Origin of the sequence: Paraburkholderia bonniea (assembly GCF_009455625.1) — a bacterium.
GTDB lineage: Bacteria > Pseudomonadota > Gammaproteobacteria > Burkholderiales > Burkholderiaceae > Paraburkholderia > Paraburkholderia bonniea.
Window position 1 is genome coordinate 1,240,777 of the sequence record NZ_QPEQ01000001.1, and the last position, 16,930, is coordinate 1,257,706.

Consider the following 16,930-nt stretch of genomic DNA (forward strand, 5'->3'; position numbering starts at 1 on the left):
GAAGGACGGCTCAGGGTCGGCAAGTGACATTCAAACCGGCACTGCAAAGTCATGCGTAAGGAGCGAAGCGGATGTGCGGCAGAGCGCCGATTTCCATGGGCCCGACTCGTGAAAAGTATTTTTCGTAACATCTCGGGCGCTTGCCCGGTGCTCGGAATCCCTATGTGGCTTGACGATAGTCCCTCGGCATTCAGCAATTTATGTCCTGAATGCGGAGAGGCTTTTTGGTTTGTGCTTCATGCAACGCTTATTTCAAGATGCCGTCCCATTGCTTGAAGGGCCGCAGCAATTCCATCAATGCGAGTGGTGTGCCGCCAATTTGTGAGGCGGTTCACTTCCTGAGGGGTGGTGTTCAATCTCCGCGCGAGTTCAGCGGGGCGAATGTTTTGCGTCACCATTTCGTTGAGTAACAAAATCTAGGCTGACAGGCTGGCAGGAAGCTCGATGACGGGTTGTCCACGCTTCGGCTTCGATGGCGTGGGCACAACGCGTTTGTCCTCAAAGTAGAATTCCATCGCTGTTTCAAGTGCTTCCTGAGCCATTGCAAGCGCTTCTTCGGTGGTCTCGCCTTGAGTAATAGCTTCAGGAATGTCGGAGAACGTTACGACAAAGCCGCCATCGGCTTCATCAGGGGTAAGGGTGACAGGAAATTTCATAAATACCTCGCTTATTATTTCAGGCCAAGTTGCTTTTTGATGCCCTCAACAGTGCTTTTTTGAGGTCGGTGTTGTGCATCGGTATGATCGACTGCTTGCCATCCAGGTAAACCTTGAGGTGGGAGCCTTTCATCGTGCCGAACGTTGCGCCTTGCTGCGTCAGCCACCGTTTAAATTCTTTGCTGTTCATGGCTTCAATTGCAAACAATATTGTTTATGCTCGGGAAGGTTTTGGTGTTCCCTGCTTCGAGTGAACATCGTGCGCAGATGCTCGTGATGTCGGGAGTCGAACCGTAAGGCGTGTGCAGACTTCAATCGCAGGTAAGGTGCAGACTCATCTGCGAGCTAAAGATGTTCGTGCCATTTTTGCACCTGATCGCCGTATCTAATTGATTATTAATAGTTTATAGTTCCGGTCCCCGGTGCTATGGCCCCTTGCACCTTCCTTCACTTTTTCGACAAAAGTGCATTGAAAATCAAGTATTTACGGGCTTTACAGCCCCGTCGCTTTCCATCAATATCTACACCAATTTACTTGAAGATTTGCACTTGGGTGCACCAAATTTGCACCAAAGGTGAAAGGTGTTTCGATGGCGACGTATGTGAAACGGAGCGGCGGGTGGCGTGTGCAGATCCGTCGCAAGGGTGTGTATCTTGCTGAGACCTTCAAAAGCAAGGCAGACGCTGTAGTCTGGGCGACCCGCAAAGAGCACGAAATTAATATCGGTGCTATCAGCTAGGGAACCGTTCAGACGGTAGCTGACGCAATGCGCGAGTACGAAAAGCGTGTGTCGCCGACCAAAAAAAGCGCTCGATGGGAGGCAATCCGTTTCGCGGCGTTCATCCGCGATTTTTCCGATCTGGCTGTAATGCCTCTGTCCGAAGTGACTGCGGAACAGATGGGCCGGTGGCGTGATGCTCGGCTCGCTGGTGATGCGGAGAAGAAGAGGGCACCGGTCGGCTCGGCTACGGTGCTCCGGGAAATAAATCTGTATTCACACGTTTTTACGATCGCGCGTGATGAATGGAAGTGGGCGCGAGAAAGTCCCTTTACGAGCATGCGCAGACCGACTGAGCCGCAGCCAGGAAAGCGACGGATATCCGATGACGAGCGCGATCTGATTCTGAGTCAGCTCGGCTATCGGCACGATGAAACGCCGAAAACAAAATCTGCCCGAATCGGATTAATGTTCGTTTTCGCGCTTAAGACAGCGATGAGAGCTGCCGCAAACGCAACTTGCATCTGCCCAAAAGAGAGCAAATGCAAGTTTTATACAAATGCTATCGACATGCTGCAAAGAACCACATCTCCCTCGCGATTAGCAGCATCCCCAAGAGCACCCTATCAGATTCAAACTTGGTTCGCTGTCGCCCTTCTTCCATGTGCTGGGGCAATCAACGCGTCCCAAGTAATTTTACCGAACCAAGCCGCTGTAGCGAGATAAATGAAAATGCTCCCAACCGTCATAGCTCGTCCGACAGAAGGAGCAACTAACGCCGCGTGCTTACCTGCCATCTCTAGCATGTATCCACTTTCTCCGAGCACGAAGCAGGTCAAAATACGGCGTCCGATGTCGGCGTTTCGTTGATTGTTAACAGAACCGCTATTATTTATTGGAAGCATAATTTACTCGCTTGTTTTAAAGAGTCCTGAAATCCAGACTAAATTGACGTTACCTTTGTAACGCAGACATGTAGATCGTTCCACGGCTGCTGAAATATGACAGCGATTGTGTCTGACCTGCCTGATTTCTTCGGGCCATTTCAATCTTGGAGAACGGCCTTGGTTGCTTCAGTTGAACAATGCCGCTGCTTGAACTCGTCGGGCGTCAGGTACGCCAGACTTGAATGCGGCCGGATCGCATTGGAGTGGCACCGCCACTGTTCGATCACGACCTTTGCCTCCGCACGGCTGCGGAAACCACTGGCTGGATGTAGTTCGTTCTTTGAATCGTCGCGCACCGCACCCCGGCGTGCGCGCGGATACGCTTTACCTTGCGCTGTACATTCCGCTTGCATTTAGAACGTTGTCTGAACGTAGATAGCGTGGCGCACCGTGAACACTGATCAGTTGCGAGAGCACTTCGATGACGCGCTTCGAGCGGATTGATCCTGCAACGTCAAGCGCCAGGCTCTCACGCGTGTACTCGTCGATCACCGTCAGACACTTCAATTGCTGGCCGTTCGCGCAGGCATCGAATACGAAGTCATACGCCCAGACATGCCGGGCAGCCGTCGCCGGCCGTGGACGGGGGCGACGAACCGAAACGCGCCTGCGCGAACGCTTGCGCCGCACCTGCAGGCCAGCAAGACGCCACAGTCGCCACGCCCGGTCCGCACTCATCTCGTGACCCTGGCGCCCCAGAAAGATCTGAATGCGGCGCTAACCATAGCGCGGATATTGCGCCGACAGGATGCCCATGGCCGCGAGCACAGGCGCGTCCCGCTCAACAAGCTTCGATTCGTAGCGCAACGCTGATCGCGCGACGGACATCCGCGCGCACGCACGTCGTTCCGACAGGCCCCGTGACTTTGCATAGGCAACCTGCTGGCGACGCGCCGGCGCGCTCACCACTTTTTTGCGTTGATCTCTTTCATCACGTCCAGTTCGAGATCCCGCTCCGCCACCATCTTCTTCAGCCGCGCGTTCTCCTGCTCGAGTTGCTTGAGCCGCTTCACATCGGCCGTCTCCAGAGCGCCGAAATGCTACCGCCAGTTGTAGATCGTCTGCTCGCTGATTCCGTGCTTCTTTGCGACCTCGGCGACTGGCGACTTGTCTGCCTCACGCAGAATCGTGACCCTCTGCTCGTCGCTAAACCGGCTCTTTTTCATGACTCCCTTCTCCGTTGGAAGCCATCTCTCAAGTTTCAGCTGGTCCGAAAATTCCAGGGCAAGTCACGAGGTCACCCCACCCCAACCCAATTGGTGATTTTCTGGATGAGTGTCCGAGCCCTAATTAATAAGATTTTTCCTAATGTTTTGGGACTATTCCTATATAGGAGGGTCATGGCTCACATTCAGAATAGCCACCCATAATCTGGACCGGAGCGAGCCAATGCTCATCGGCCAGTGGTTGCTTTCCCCGAATTTGCCCAATTAAACTGCTGCGCATGGTCGGGGTTTTGCCTGTCAAATTTTCATAGACCATCGCCATGCCAGTTTTTGCTTGTGAATCACATTTAACGCCCAGGCGTGCTAGAGCCGCACTAGTGGCCGGACTGTTTGCACTGTTGGCCGGTTGTGGCGGCGACAGCACGCCGTTCGAGAGTCTGGTTACTGCTCCTCCGGGCCAGGGTCCTGGCCCCGCTCCTGTGCCTGATGTTCCGACGTCACCGGAGATCGACGATGGCCGTGAACCACACGGCCATATCGTTTTGCCGGACAACACAAGCATTCCTGCGATCAACCTGCACCTAAAACCCCTCAAGCCTGTGACACCGGAGCCACCGGTTACGCCTGATCCACCGGTCCCGCCAGTTGTTACGCCGGGCATCGGCATCATCCTCAAACCATTGCCTGACCGGGGTCCTGCCGGGGCGCTGAATGTCCGGGATCTTGGCGCAAAGGGCGATTGCAAGGTTGATGATGGTCCAGCGATTACTGCGGCGATTGCGCTGGCCGCCAGTCAGCGCAAGCCTTTGTATTTCCCGCATGGCGAGTACTGCGTGGCTACCCGGATGCCACTGGTCGAAAACGTCACGATTATGGGTAATCCTGCGCAACTTTCGCTGCTCCGTGGCACAACCGATACACCGGTTGTGCTGGGTGCGACCGCCTGGGGAGATAAAACCTCTAATCTGCTTATTCAGGACATGGGTTTTGAAAATATCCAGGTTGGTGTAATTGGCAATCAAACTAATCAGGTTTTCGAGCGCAACATTTTCTTTGGTACCAAAAAAGTTGATACCCCGCATATCTCGCTGGGTTCTGGTGTGACGCAAGCCGTGGTTCGCGGCAATCTTTTCTTGCGTAACCTGCAGGGACGGGGCGTGACGGGTTATCAGACCAGGAAGGCGCTGATCGAGGCCAATCTTTTTGGTCTACCTGATGGTGCCGCTGCACGTGCTCATTTGCTGCCGCAATTGCCGCCGGCATTAGCTGCACTGGTGACTAAGGCCGCTCCCCAGCTTGCACGTTTTCCAGAAAACGCGACACAGGGATGCTTTTTAACCGGCATTAACCTGTATTCGGATAATCTCGATTCCCAGATTTTGAACAACGTCATTCTTGGAAATAATGACAAGACGAATTGCACGGCCGATCACGTGATTTACGCGAAAACCTCGAAGCATTTGCGTATCGTGGGTAATTTCTTTCACGGCTGGCCGAATGATTCGGGCGGTGGCGTCAAATTCAAGAATGGCGAAGACGTGGTGCTGGCTGCTAACACTTTTGACGACACGGGTCTATTAATGCACGTGTTTCCAGGTTTGTCTTTCATGTATCTAAAAGATTTTTATGTGCTGAATAACTATTATCGCGGCCGGACAAATCTTGGCAAATGGCAGGCGGGTTTTAACATGCAGGAGTATTTCGACGAAACGCCATGGGGCCCGCACCATGCTGGAAAGCTGGCAAATGGCGCGGAGAACATCGTGTTTGCCCAGAACCGGTTTGATATTCCCGGCGTGGATGGCGCGCTGATTTCCTTTCTGAACATGGACCTTTCTACGGTTTATGCCAGCGATAACAAGACCACCGCTGGGAAACCGCTCGTGTTGCAAAGTAACTTCGGCCAGACACCGTTACCTTCAATGCCGGCATTACCGGCCGATGCTGATCAGTTCAATTTCTTCGACAAGCCGCCTCAGTATTCGCTTACGCCATAACCGGCCCGGGCCGCCGTCGGTGTCTTGGACGGCGGCCCGGCAGAACGCTTCAATCACGTTTCAATCAAGCGCGGTAAAAACTAAAGCAGCTAAACACCTGTAGATGAAACAAAACGGCGAACCGCTTAATGGCGGTTCGCCGTTTTGTTTTGGTGTGCAGCAGGCAGCCGGCCAGTACTGCCCGGTTTAGTCTCCGCGATATTCGAGCTGGAACTGGGCGTCTTGATCCTGGCCCAGTGTTTTGACTAGCCAAGGCATTGTCGCTTTGAGCGCGGCAGCGAGCGTGTACGGTGGGTTCAGAATGAACATGCCGCTGCCAAACAGACCGAAGCCGCCGCTTGGCGGGCGGCTGACAGTTAGCGACACGTGCAGCCAGTTTTTGCTTTGCAGACGTTTTAACTGGTCAGGAAAACGCTGCGATTCGAGGCGTGTGACCTGCGGGTACCAAACGGCATAGGTGCCGGTTGCAAACCGGCTCAAACATTCTTCGAGGCAATGCAGTGTGCGGGTGTAATCGCGTTTGTCTTCGTATGAAGGGTCGATCAGCACTAGCGCCCGGCGTGGTGGCGGGGGCAGGAGCGCTTTGATGCCCTCAAATCCATCGCCGTCATAGAGCATCGCGCGTCGCCCGGCGTCACGAAAATTATGTCGGAGCACGTCGATTTCGGTGGTGTGCATCTCGAACAGGCGCATCCGGTCTTGCTCGCGCATCAAGCGCCATGCCAGATAGGGCGAACCGGGGTAATAGCGTAGTTGTCCATCAGGGTTGAGTGCTGCGATTTCATCAACATAGGCGGCGAGCGGAGCGGGCAGATCAGTGCGGCTCCAGAGCTTGGCGATGCCGCTTTCGAATTCGCTGGTTTTGGTGGCGTAGCCTTCCTGCAGCGAGTAAACGCCCGCGCCCGCGTGGGTGTCGATGTACCAGTAGCTTTTGTCTTTTTGTCGAAGGTAGTCCAGCAATTGCACGAGGACGGCGTGTTTCAGGACGTCGGCATGATTACCGGCGTGAAAGGCGTGGCGATAGCTGAGCATGTGAAATGGCGAGGCAGGATTAGGGGCGGGGATAGCCGGAGTTCGAAAATCATCGCGCGTGCCGTGCAACGCGTGGCGTATTGTACGCGACGCGCTGCGGGGGTTTCTCGCCAGGCAATGCCTGGTAATGCCGCGTCAAGCCATGCTGGGGGCGTAAAGCGGTGAGTCGAACGCGTTGCACACGAGCTTCATGCACAATAGCAGCGCAAATTTAGGTGCGGCATTCGGCCAGATGGTCTAGTTCTTCTGGCTAGTTTCACGAAATGGCGCGATGAGGTTTGATAGCTTCTTTACTGCACGGAGATTTACGATGACATCACTCAATACCAGCTTGAAGGGCAAGGTGGCGGTTGTAACTGGCGCGGCGAGCGGCATTGGCAAGCAGATCGCCTTGACCTTGTCGCAAGCGGGTGCGGCAGTCGCCATTGCTGATCTGAACCTCGCTGGTGCGAATGCCGTTGCTGATGAGATCCGGCAGGCAGGGGGCCGAGCGCTGGGGGTTGCAATGGATGTCACTAGCGAAAATGCGGTTACCCAGGGCATTGATGCGGTAGCGGCTGAATTCGGTTCAATCGACATCCTGATTTCCAATGCCGGTATCCAGATCGTCAACCCGATCGAAAACTACGCGTTCTCAGACTGGAAAAAAATGCAGGCGATTCACGTCGACGGTGCTTTTCTGACGACCAAAGCAGCGCTCAAGCATATGTACAAGGATGATCGTGGTGGCGTGGTGATCTATATGGGCTCAGTGCATTCGCATGAGGCATCGCCATTGAAGTCCGCGTATGTCACGGCCAAGCATGCGTTGCTGGGCCTGGCGCGCGTGCTGGCCAAAGAGGGCGCTAAACACAACGTGCGCTCGCATGTTGTCTGCCCAGGATTTGTGCGTACGCCACTGGTTGATAAGCAAATCCCGGAGCAGGCGCAAGAATTAGGCATCAGCGAAGAAGAGGTGATTAGCCGCGTCATGCTGGGCAACACGGTCGATGGCGTTTTCACGACGGTCGAAGATGTTGCGCAAACGGTCCTGTTCCTGTCCGCCTTCCCAAGCGCAGCGCTGACCGGCCAGTCATTCGTCGTCAGCCATGGCTGGTATATGCAGTAACCCGGGAGAGAAAGCATGGCGCAACGTAATGTCAGGCGTGCCCGGACCAGCGGCGGGAGTGATGGAGGCGATGGCGGTGGACGTGCTGGCAGTACTGGTGCGGCGGTGCATGGCCCGGGCCGCATCGAATTGCCGCAGTACGAAACGATTGCGTTGATGCTGCAGGGCGGCGGCGCGCTCGGAGCCTATCAGGCTGGGGTTTATCAAGGCTTGAGCGAGGCTGGGATTGAACCTGACTGGCTTGCCGGAATTTCGATTGGCGCGCTCAATACCGCGATCATTGCCGGCAATGCCCCTGAGCTTCGTGTTGCGCGGCTGCGCGAATTCTGGGAAACCATCTGCCAGCCCGCTTATAGCTTGCCGTTGCCCGGGTTTATCGAGCACACGCTGTTCGATTCCACTGATGCGATTCGCAAGGGTTTAACGGTCATGCAGGCGATGGGTGCCATGATCGAAGGGCAAAACGGTTTTTTTGTCCCGCGGTTTCCACCTGTCATTCCGACGCTTTCAGGCGCGCCCGATCAGGCGAGCTATTACGACACGACGCCGCTTAAAGCAACGCTTGAGCGTTTGTGCGATTTCGACCGGATCAATGCTGGTGCAGTCCGGGTATCGGTTGGCGCGGTTAACGTGGGCACGGGTAATTTTGCTTACTTCGATAACCGGAACATACGTTTGCGTGCCGAGCACTTTATCGCGTCAGGTGCTTTGCCGCCGGGTTTTGCTGCGGTGGAAATTGATGGCGACTATTACTGGGACGGCGGGTTGATGTCAAACACTCCGCTGTACGAGGTGATACAGACCACGCCCCGGCATGACACGCTGGCATTTCAGGTTGACTTGTGGAGCGCACGCGGGCCGGTTCCGGACAATCTCGTGGATGTTCAGGGACGCACCAAAGACATTCAGTTTTCCAGCCGCACGCGGCTGGTGACGGACATGCTGCAACGCTCGCAGCGTTTTCGTCATGTGTTGCGTGAAGTGCTTGAGCGCGTTGCGCCCGAATCCCGAGATGATCCTTGGTGCAAGCTGGCAGAAGAGCTATCGAGTGCGAAACGTTATAACGTGATCCATCTGATTTACCGGCACAAGGAATACGAAGGGCATTACAAGGATTATCAGTTCGGCCTGTCGACGATGCGCGCGCATTGGCAAAGTGGTCTGGATGATATTCGCCAGTCGTTGGCTCAGCCTGGATGGCTCGCGTTACCGGATAACGATGCGGGTTTTGTAACGCATGATATCCACCGGGATAGCCGCTGAGTTCGAGCGTTCGCCTCAACAGCAGCAGTTAAGTAAACGGCACCCGGGTGTTTCAAATTGCCAGCAGGCGTTGGATTGATGTCCAACGCCTGCTGGCAATTCAGTTCACCGGAGCGCCGTTTGAAGTTTGAATCCAGCCAGACGGGATCTGGCCGGAATGGTTTTTACTTCAGCACATGGGCAATGGCATTGGCCACCACGTCCAGGTTACGTGTATTGAGCGCGGCGACACAGATCCGGCCGGTGCTCACGGCATAGATGCCGAACTCTTCTCGCAGACGGTCTACCTGCGCGGCTGTCAGCCCTGAATAAGAGAACATGCCGCGCTGTGCGTTGACGAAGCTGAAGTCACGTGCGACGCCAGCCGCTTGCAGGCGTGCCACCAGGCCATGGCGCATCGCGCGAATCCGGTCGCGCATTTCGCCAAGCTCTGCATCCCACATCGCGCGCAGTTCTGGCGAACCCAAGACTGCCGCGACGACCGAGCCGCCATGGGTTGGCGGGTTGGAGTAGTTCGTGCGGATCACTCGTTTGAGTTGCGATAGCACCCGGGCGGTTTCTTCTTTGCTGCCTGTGATGATTGACAGCGCACCAACGCGCTCGCCATAGAGCGAGAACGATTTCGAAAACGAAGACGAGATAAAGGCATTCAGGCCGGACGCGGCGAAGAGGCGTACCGCGGCGGCGTCCGCTTCGACGTTTTCGCCAAAGCCCTGATAGGCGATATCGAGGAAGGGCACCAACTGGCGTGCCTTGACCACGGCGACGACCTGTTGCCACTGTTCGGCCGAAAGATCGACGCCTGTTGGGTTGTGGCAGCAGGCATGCAACACCACGATCGTGCCGGCAGCGTAGCTGTTCAGTGCGTCGAGCATGGCGTCGAAATTGACGCCGCTTGTTTTTGCGTCGTAGTAAGGATAGGCAACGACTTCGAAGCCTGCTCCTTCGAACAGCGCGCGATGATTTTCCCAGCTTGGATCGCTGATGGCGACTTTGACATTGGGGTTCACGCGCTTGAGGAAATCGGCACCGATTTTTAGCGCACCGGTGCCGCCTATCGCCTGGGCGGTGACAACTTGCCCGGCCGCCAGCAGGGGGGAGTCGTTGCCCAGCAGCAGTTTTTGCACTGCGGCATCGTAGGCTGCGATGCCTTCGATAGGCAGATAGCCGCGCGGCAGTGCCGCTTCAACCCGGGCTTTTTCCGCCTCGCGCACGGCGCGCAGCAACGGAATCTTGCCTTCTTCGTTGGTATAGACACCTACTCCCAGATTCACTTTGGTCGTGCGGGTATCGGCGTTGAAGGCTTCATTGAGACCCAGGATTGGGTCGCGGGGGGCAAGTTCGATGGCGGAAAAAAGGGACATGATGGTTCGGCAGTAGTGGAAAGAAGAGGGGGTTCCAGTGCGACCGTCCGGCGCACCATGCCTGATTTCTGTGAAAGGTGCGGAGCATGGAAAAGCGGATGGAGGCGACGCGTGGAGTGCAGCGCAGCATTGTAGCGAATCCCGGTTAAATATTTCGCTGCATGCGTTATCCACTCGCGACTTTTTAATCCTCTCCACGGCATATCAGGTTCCGATTTTCAGGGCGCTATAAAACTTCGAAACTCCGATGCGCGCCGTGAATCGGGCGCTAGCCTAAAGCGGTTAATTTCAGGATAGGCCAGTGACGCCCGCGCCAGATTCACAGCGCGGCCCGCCTGCAATTGGGCAAAACGCTAGAATGGCCGTTTGCCTGTTTCTGGCCGGGAGCCGCATTTATGTCCGAACATCGCACACGTGACGCTGCCGAAACGCACGACGAGGCTAAATTCATCTCGTTTGAGGGCTCTCCATTCCAGCTTTATCAGCCATTTGAACCGGCTGGCGACCAGCCCACCGCGATCAATACGCTGGTTGAAGGCGTCGAAGATGGCTTGTTGTTCCAGACGTTGCTAGGCGTGACCGGTTCAGGCAAAACCTTCACGATGGCCAATACGATTGCGCGGCTTGGCCGCCCGGCGATTGTGTTCGCGCCGAATAAGACCCTGGCGGCGCAGCTTTACTCGGAGTTTCGAGAATTTTTCCCGCGCAATGCTGTTGAATATTTCGTTTCGTATTACGACTATTACCAGCCCGAAGCGTACGTGCCGCAGCGCGACCTGTTCATCGAAAAAGACTCTGCGATTAACGAGCATATCGAGCAGATGCGGCTGTCCGCGACTAAAAGCCTGATGGAACGGCGCGATGTGGTGATTGTGGCGACCGTTTCTGCGATTTACGGTATTGGCAATCCGTCTGAGTATCACCAGATGATTCTGACCTTGCGCAGCGGCGACAAAATTAGCCAGCGCGAGATTATCGGGCGGTTGATTGCAATGCAGTACAGCCGCAACGAGACCGATTTTCAGCGCGGCACGTTCCGGGTTCGCGGCGACACGATTGATATTTTCCCGGCTGAACATGCCGAAATGGCCGTCCGTATCGAGCTTTTTGATGACGAGGTCGAAACCTTGCAGCTGTTCGATCCGCTGACCGGCCGCGTGAGGCAGAAAATTCCGCGTTTCACGGTCTACCCCTCGTCGCATTACGTGACCCCGCGCGAGACCGTGATGCGGGCCATCGAGACGATCAAGGACGAATTGCGTGAGCGGCTCGAATTTTTTTATCAGGGCGGCAAGCTGGTCGAAGCCCAACGGATTGAGCAACGTACGCGTTTTGATCTTGAGATGTTGCAGGAGCTGGGCTTTTGCAAAGGCATTGAAAACTACTCCCGGCATTTTTCTGGCGCGTTGCCTGGCGAGCCGCCGCCTACGCTGATCGACTATTTGCCGTCTGATGCGCTGATGTTGCTGGACGAGTCGCATGTGCTGATTGGCCAGCTCAACGGTATGTACAACGGCGATCGCGCGCGCAAGGAAAACTTGGTCGATTACGGCTTTCGGTTGCCATCGGCGCTGGACAACCGGCCGCTCAAGTTCGCTGAATTCGAGCGCAAGATGCGCCAGATCGTTTTTGTTTCGGCGACACCGGCCGATTACGAACGCAAAACCTCTAGCCAGGTGGCTGAGCAGGTGGTGCGTCCCACGGGCCTGGTTGATCCGATGATCGAGGTACGTCCGGCGAGCACCCAGGTCGACGACGTGCTGTCGGAGATTCACGAGCGGGTCAAGGCGGGGGACCGGGTGCTGGTGACGGTGCTGACCAAGCGCATGGCCGAGCAATTGACCGACTTCCTTGCAGAACATGGCGTCAAGGTGCGTTATCTGCACAGCGATATTGATACCGTGGAGCGAGTCGAGATCATCCGCGATCTGCGCTTGGGCACCTTTGACGTGCTGGTCGGGATTAACCTGCTGCGCGAAGGGCTGGACATTCCTGAGGTGTCGCTGGTAGCGATTCTGGATGCTGATAAAGAAGGCTTTTTGCGCGCGGAACGCTCGTTGATCCAGACCATTGGCCGTGCCGCGCGGAATGTGAATGGCCGGGCGGTGCTGTATGCCGACCGGATTACCGATTCAATGCGGCGTGCGATTGACGAAACCGAGCGGCGGCGCGCCAAGCAGATCGCCTTCAACGAAAAAATGGGCATCACGCCGCGCGGTGTAGTGAAGCGCATCAAGGACATCATTGATGGCGTCTATAACGTTGACGAAGCGCGGGCCGAGCTGAAAGAGCAGCAACAACGGGCCAGGTTTGAAGACATGTCTGAAAAGCAACTGGCCAAAGAGCTCAAGCGGCTGGAAAAACAAATGATGGAGCACGCGAAAAATCTCGAATTTGAGCAGGCGGCTCAGACACGCGATCAGCTTGCGCTATTACGTGAGCGCGTATTTGGTGCCAACGTCGGCGACCATATCAACAGCACAAAATGATGTGATTCGCATGATCTGGCACTAAGACTGAACCTCGCCAGAAGGCACTCCAACCTTCTGAAATCCTTACAGGGCAAGGTTTTGCGGCAATCCGCATGGTTCTCTATGGGGAAGAGTGCTAAACTTTCCAATTATTGAGAATTGTTCGCATTAGCGTTTTTATTGCTTTCGCAAAAAGCGTTCACGTTCTCATTTTTTGGCAATGTGTTTGGCAATGTTTGGCCATTGTCCTGGGCGCGTTGCTTGCGGCGCGTCTCTCTTCCTCCCAGTCTGATCTATCAGGAGTTTCAATGCGGGTTTCCTCATATTTGTGCGGTGGCATTGCTGCCGCTGCTGCTGTCGTTGCGTTGTCGGCCAGTGCCGCCGAGTATCCGATTGGCAAGCAGCAGATTCAGGGTGGTATGGAGATCGGAGCGGTGTATTTGCAGCCGATCACGATGGAACCAGAAGGAATGATGCGCAAAGCGTCGGATTCCGACATTCACCTTGAGGCGGATATCCATGCGGTGAAGAATAATCCGACCGGTTTCGCCGAAGGCGACTGGATGCCTTACCTGCAGGTGCGCTACGAACTGTCGAAAGCCGGTTCGAAAGAGGTGCAAAAGGGCGATTTGATGGCAATGGTCGCCAGCGATGGTCCTCATTACGGCGACAACGTGAAGCTCGCCGGCCCAGGCAAATATCATCTGAAGCTGTTTATTGCACCGCCGTCACAGACGGGCCACATGGCATTTGGCCGTCACGTCGACAAGGAAACAGGCGTAGGTCCGTGGTTCAAGCCGTTTGAGCTGAACTACGATTTCACCTTCGCCGGGATTGGCAAGAAGGGCGGGTATTGATTGAGAATCGAGATCGCCGTTACCGGCGATCCGGCGGCATGCAGCGCGCGCGGCATGCCGCGTTTTCAGGAAGGGCATATGGAATTCAAAAAAATATTGACGATGGTTGCCCTCGCGGGATCGTGCGCTGGCATCGCGCACGCTGCCGATCTGCCGACATTCCAGCTGGAAATGAAGGACGGCAAGCTCAATCCGGCACGCATCGAAGTCCCAGCGGGCCAGCGCATCAAGATTGAAGTGCGCAATACCGGCAAAGGTGCGGCTGAATTCGAGAGCTTGCAGTTGCGCAAAGAAAAGGTGCTCGCTCCAGGGGCGGATTCATTTGTTGTCATTGCTCCGCTATCGCCGGGCGAATATAAATTTTTCGATGACTTTCACCAGCAGGCGCAAGGCGTGATTGTCGCCAAATAGTGGCGGTTTGAGAGCGCCTGGCGCTTATTGAGTGTGGGAGGTTTTCGATGGGTCAGGTGTTGTTTGTTGTGTGGCGGGAAAGTGTCGAGGCGCTGCTGGTCGTCGGCATTTTGTACGCATGGCTGAAGAACGGTGACGCGGATGCACGGCGGGGTTTGCCGTATTTGTGGGCGGGTGTTGCCGTGGGCATTCTGGCTGCCGTGGCGCTGGGTGCTGCATTGATCGGTTTTACCGAGGTGCTGTCAGGTGACGCACAAGATTATTTCCAGACGGCGATGGTACTGGTGGCCTGCGTGCTGATTGTTCAGATGGTGCTCTGGATGAAGCAGCATGGCCGCACGCTCAAGCGTGATATGGAACAGACGCTGCAAAAGAGCCGGCAGGATGCGAACTGGTGGGGTGTCGCGGTGTTGGTGGCGCTGGCGATTGCCCGTGAAGGCAGCGAAACGGTCATCTTTCTGTATGGCCTGGGTTTTGGTCAGTCGGGGCACATCGATCAGGCCCAGATGCTCGCTGTTGTGCTGGGTCTCGCGTTGGCATTCCTGACGTTTTATGTGCTTCAACTGGGTGGCAAGTTCTTTTCGTGGCGGCTCTTTTTCCGGGTCACCGAGATCATGTTGCTGTTTCTTGGCGCGGGCCTGTTTCAGACGGGGGTCGACAAACTGATCGACAAGGAAATTTTGCCGACGTTGATCGACCAGGTATGGAATACCTCTGCGCTGCTTGATGATTCAGGCACGCTGGGCTCGCTGGTGGCCACGCTCACCGGCTATCGGGCTCATCCAGCATTGATGAATCTGCTGGCATATGCGGCTTACTGGCTCGTGGTGTATTTACTGGTGCGCCGTGCAAACCGCGGGCCAGCACAACGAGCCGCAGGGCATACAGCATGAGTCAGGTTTTAAGCCGCCCTGGCCGCTCCAGCCGGCTGGCTGCCGCTGGGCAATGGATGCAGCGCCACGGCTCGTTGATCCGTGGCATCCAGTGGGGCGTTGTCGCTGTCTATCTTTTTTTGATTCTCGTCCCGGTATTCATGCCGTTACCAGACGAAACCGCGCATCTCTGGAATAACCTCACGCTTGCTGCCCAGTTTGTTTTCTGGGGCATCTGGTGGCCATTTGTGCTGCTGTCGATGGTCATGCTTGGGCGTGTGTGGTGCGGGGTGCTTTGTCCCGAAGGGGCGTTGGCTGAATTTGCCAGCAAATATGGCCGGGGTTGGGCCATTCCGCGCTGGATGCGCTGGGGCGGCTGGCCTTTCGTTGCTTTTGGCCTGACGACGATCTATGGCCAGATGGTTAGCGTTTATCAGTATCCGCGAGCGGTTTTGCTGGTGCTGGGTGGCTCGACGCTTGCCGCGATGATTATCGGTTTGCTGTATGGACGTGAAAAGCGCGTCTGGTGCAAATATCTGTGTCCGGTGAATGGCGTTTTTTCGTTGTTGTCCCGGCTCGCGCCCTTTCGCTACAAGGTTGACGAAGATGCGTGGCGTCGCTCATATACCGAAGGCGAGCATGGGCATCGCGTGATTCCGGTGAATTGCGCGCCGCTCGTGCCGTTGCGCAATATGAAAGGTGCGGCGGATTGCCATATGTGCGGCCGCTGCAGTGGCCACCGTGATGCGATTGCGCTGACATGGCGTGCTCCATCGCAAGAGGTAGTTGAGCTGGGCGACAAGCATGCCAGTGCCTGGGATACGGCGCTTATCTTGTATGGTCTGCTGGGCATTGCGCTCGGCGCATTTCACTGGACTGGGTCACCCTGGTTTATCTCGCTAAAAACGTTTTTTGCTACCTGGTTGATTGACCATGATATTACCTGGCCGCTCCAGACGAACGTGCCATGGTTTCTGTTTACTCATTACCCCGAGCAAAACGATGTGTTTTCGTGGCTCGACGGGACGATGGTGATCGGCTACATCCTGGCGACCGCACTGGTATATGGCACGACGCTGTTATTTTTGCTGGCTGGTGCAACGCAGATGCTGGGGCGTTTTGCCATGATGCGGCTGCATCACCTGGCGCAGGGGCTGATTCCAATTGCTGGCGCGGGGGTATTTCTTGGGCTTTCAGCGACCACGCTTTCGCTGCTGCGCGCGGAACATGTGTCGTTGTGGTGGGCCTCGGATATGCGGATCTCGCTTCTGGTCGTGGCGAATATCTGGAGCGCCTGGCTGGCGTGGCTCGTGACACGCCGGTATAGCGCGACACTGCTTCAGCGTGGACTGGCAATGGTCTGGTTCATGGCTGCGCTGGCGGTTGTGGATAGTGCCTGGTGGCTGATGTTTTGGGGCTGGACGGGTTAAGCCAACAGTGACCTGTTTTTACACAAGGTAGCGATGAAAACTAAACTGGTTTTGACAGATTCTGACGTCAAAAAAATGGCAAGTGCGGCTGAAGCACATGCCGTGTCGAATCAATGGAATGTCACCATCACGATTTTCGATGATGGCGGCCACTTGCTTTACTTGCACCGGATGGACAATGTCGCGCCCAGCACGGTTGAAATGGCAATGGGTAAAGGACGCACGGCGGTGCTTGGGCGGCGCGAAAGCAAAGTCTATGAAGAGATCGTGCAACAAGGGCGTATTTCTTTTTTGAGTGCACCTTTATCGGCAATGGTGGAAGGCGGGGTGCCAATCGTGGTTGAAGGGGCGGTGGTGGGTGCGATTGGTGTGTCCGGAGTGAAGTCGGATCAGGATGCAGCGATTGCCCGCGCGGGGATTGCCGCGCTGGGGATGGCTTGATCCTTTGGCTCTAAGGCATCTAAGGTGCAAATGCATAAATAAAAACACCGGAATGACGGATGATCATTCCGGTGTTTTAACAACTAAAAGCTAAAGAAAACTATAGCGATCAGGCGGTGTCCGGAGATGGAGCGCCTGCATTGCAGTGAGAACCAAAAAAATGGCCTGGCTGGCTGCGACGGCTGGCTTGGTGTTT

15 protein-coding genes and 1 pseudogene are annotated in these 16,930 nt (G+C 55.6%); 10 read left to right on the forward strand and 6 right to left on the reverse strand.

Features of this window, described 5'->3' with window-relative positions; genetic code table 11:
• Nucleotides 1-416: 416 nt before the first annotated feature.
• Together GH656_RS18210 and GH656_RS05410 are read right to left on the reverse strand one after the other, a co-directional pair.
• Nucleotides 417-656 carry a type II toxin-antitoxin system HicB family antitoxin gene (locus GH656_RS18210; protein WP_343039007.1) on the reverse strand — a complete coding sequence of 80 codons (240 nt, stop codon included), beginning with the start codon at nt 654-656 and terminating at the stop codon, nt 417-419.
• A gap of 19 nt (nt 657-675) precedes the next feature.
• Nucleotides 676-846 (reverse strand): type II toxin-antitoxin system HicA family toxin, encoded by a 171-nt coding sequence (locus GH656_RS05410; RefSeq protein ID WP_246184212.1) that lies wholly within the window; start codon nt 844-846, stop codon nt 676-678.
• A gap of 577 nt (nt 847-1,423) precedes the next feature.
• On the opposite strand from GH656_RS05410, the gene GH656_RS05415 reads away from it, so the two are divergent.
• Nucleotides 1,424-2,101, forward strand: a complete 678-nt coding sequence (locus GH656_RS05415) for a site-specific integrase (protein WP_246184213.1) — start codon at nt 1,424-1,426, stop codon at nt 2,099-2,101.
• Between the two features lie 319 nt (nt 2,102-2,420).
• On the opposite strand, the gene GH656_RS18260 is transcribed toward GH656_RS05415, so the two are convergent.
• Both GH656_RS18260 and GH656_RS05420 read right to left on the reverse strand, forming a co-directional pair.
• Nucleotides 2,421-2,675 carry an integrase core domain-containing protein gene (locus GH656_RS18260; RefSeq protein ID WP_425495848.1) on the reverse strand — a complete coding sequence of 85 codons (255 nt, stop codon included), beginning with the start codon at nt 2,673-2,675 and terminating at the stop codon, nt 2,421-2,423.
• A 7-nt stretch (nt 2,676-2,682) separates the two neighbouring features.
• Nucleotides 2,683-3,488, reverse strand: a pseudogene (locus GH656_RS05420) (IS3 family transposase); the annotation flags it as partial.
• 320 nt (nt 3,489-3,808) lie between these two features.
• On the opposite strand from GH656_RS05420, the gene GH656_RS05425 reads away from it, so the two are divergent.
• Complete coding sequence (locus GH656_RS05425; RefSeq protein ID WP_153074931.1) at nt 3,809-5,485, forward strand: glycosyl hydrolase family 28-related protein; 1,677 nt, start codon at nt 3,809-3,811, stop codon at nt 5,483-5,485.
• 186 nt (nt 5,486-5,671) lie between these two features.
• Here the strand turns inward: GH656_RS05425 and GH656_RS05430 are convergent, their stop codons facing one another.
• Nucleotides 5,672-6,517 (reverse strand): 23S rRNA (adenine(2030)-N(6))-methyltransferase RlmJ, encoded by an 846-nt coding sequence (locus GH656_RS05430; RefSeq protein ID WP_153074932.1) that lies wholly within the window; start codon nt 6,515-6,517, stop codon nt 5,672-5,674.
• 310 nt (nt 6,518-6,827) lie between these two features.
• Here GH656_RS05430 and GH656_RS05435 point away from each other — a divergent pair, with 310 nt between their 5' ends.
• The gene (locus GH656_RS05435; protein WP_153074933.1) at nt 6,828-7,625 is read left to right on the forward strand and encodes a 3-hydroxybutyrate dehydrogenase; all 798 of its coding nucleotides are present in this window, start codon (nt 6,828-6,830) and stop codon (nt 7,623-7,625) included.
• A gap of 15 nt (nt 7,626-7,640) precedes the next feature.
• Nucleotides 7,641-8,888, forward strand: a complete 1,248-nt coding sequence (locus GH656_RS05440) for a DUF3734 domain-containing protein (protein ID WP_153074934.1) — start codon at nt 7,641-7,643, stop codon at nt 8,886-8,888.
• Between the two features lie 164 nt (nt 8,889-9,052).
• Here GH656_RS05440 and GH656_RS05445 read toward each other — a convergent pair whose 3' ends face one another.
• Nucleotides 9,053-10,252, reverse strand: coding sequence for an amino acid aminotransferase (locus GH656_RS05445; protein WP_153074935.1), 1,200 nt, complete (start codon nt 10,250-10,252; stop codon nt 9,053-9,055).
• 395 nt (nt 10,253-10,647) lie between these two features.
• Between GH656_RS05445 and uvrB the strand changes: the two genes are divergently transcribed.
• The 6 genes from uvrB (at nt 10,648) to GH656_RS05475 (ending at nt 16,734) form a co-directional block, all read left to right on the forward strand.
• Nucleotides 10,648-12,741 carry an excinuclease ABC subunit UvrB gene (uvrB, locus tag GH656_RS05450; protein WP_153074936.1) on the forward strand — a complete coding sequence of 698 codons (2,094 nt, stop codon included), beginning with the start codon at nt 10,648-10,650 and terminating at the stop codon, nt 12,739-12,741.
• 290 nt (nt 12,742-13,031) lie between these two features.
• A complete protein-coding gene (locus tag GH656_RS05455) occupies nt 13,032-13,580 on the forward strand; it encodes an iron transporter (protein ID WP_153074937.1) in 549 nt (182 codons plus the stop codon).
• A 78-nt stretch (nt 13,581-13,658) separates the two neighbouring features.
• Nucleotides 13,659-13,991, forward strand: coding sequence for a cupredoxin domain-containing protein (locus GH656_RS05460; protein WP_153076569.1), 333 nt, complete (start codon nt 13,659-13,661; stop codon nt 13,989-13,991).
• Between the two features lie 47 nt (nt 13,992-14,038).
• Nucleotides 14,039-14,884, forward strand: coding sequence for an FTR1 family iron permease (locus tag GH656_RS05465; protein WP_153074938.1), 846 nt, complete (start codon nt 14,039-14,041; stop codon nt 14,882-14,884).
• Nucleotides 14,881-16,293 (forward strand): 4Fe-4S binding protein, encoded by a 1,413-nt coding sequence (locus GH656_RS05470; protein ID WP_153074939.1) that lies wholly within the window; start codon nt 14,881-14,883, stop codon nt 16,291-16,293. The genes GH656_RS05465 and GH656_RS05470 overlap by 4 nt, the downstream gene beginning before the upstream one ends.
• A 33-nt stretch (nt 16,294-16,326) precedes the next feature.
• Nucleotides 16,327-16,734: a GlcG/HbpS family heme-binding protein gene (locus GH656_RS05475; RefSeq protein ID WP_153074940.1), complete on the forward strand. Its 408-nt coding sequence runs from the start codon at nt 16,327-16,329 to the stop codon at nt 16,732-16,734.
• Nucleotides 16,735-16,930 lie beyond the last annotated feature (196 nt).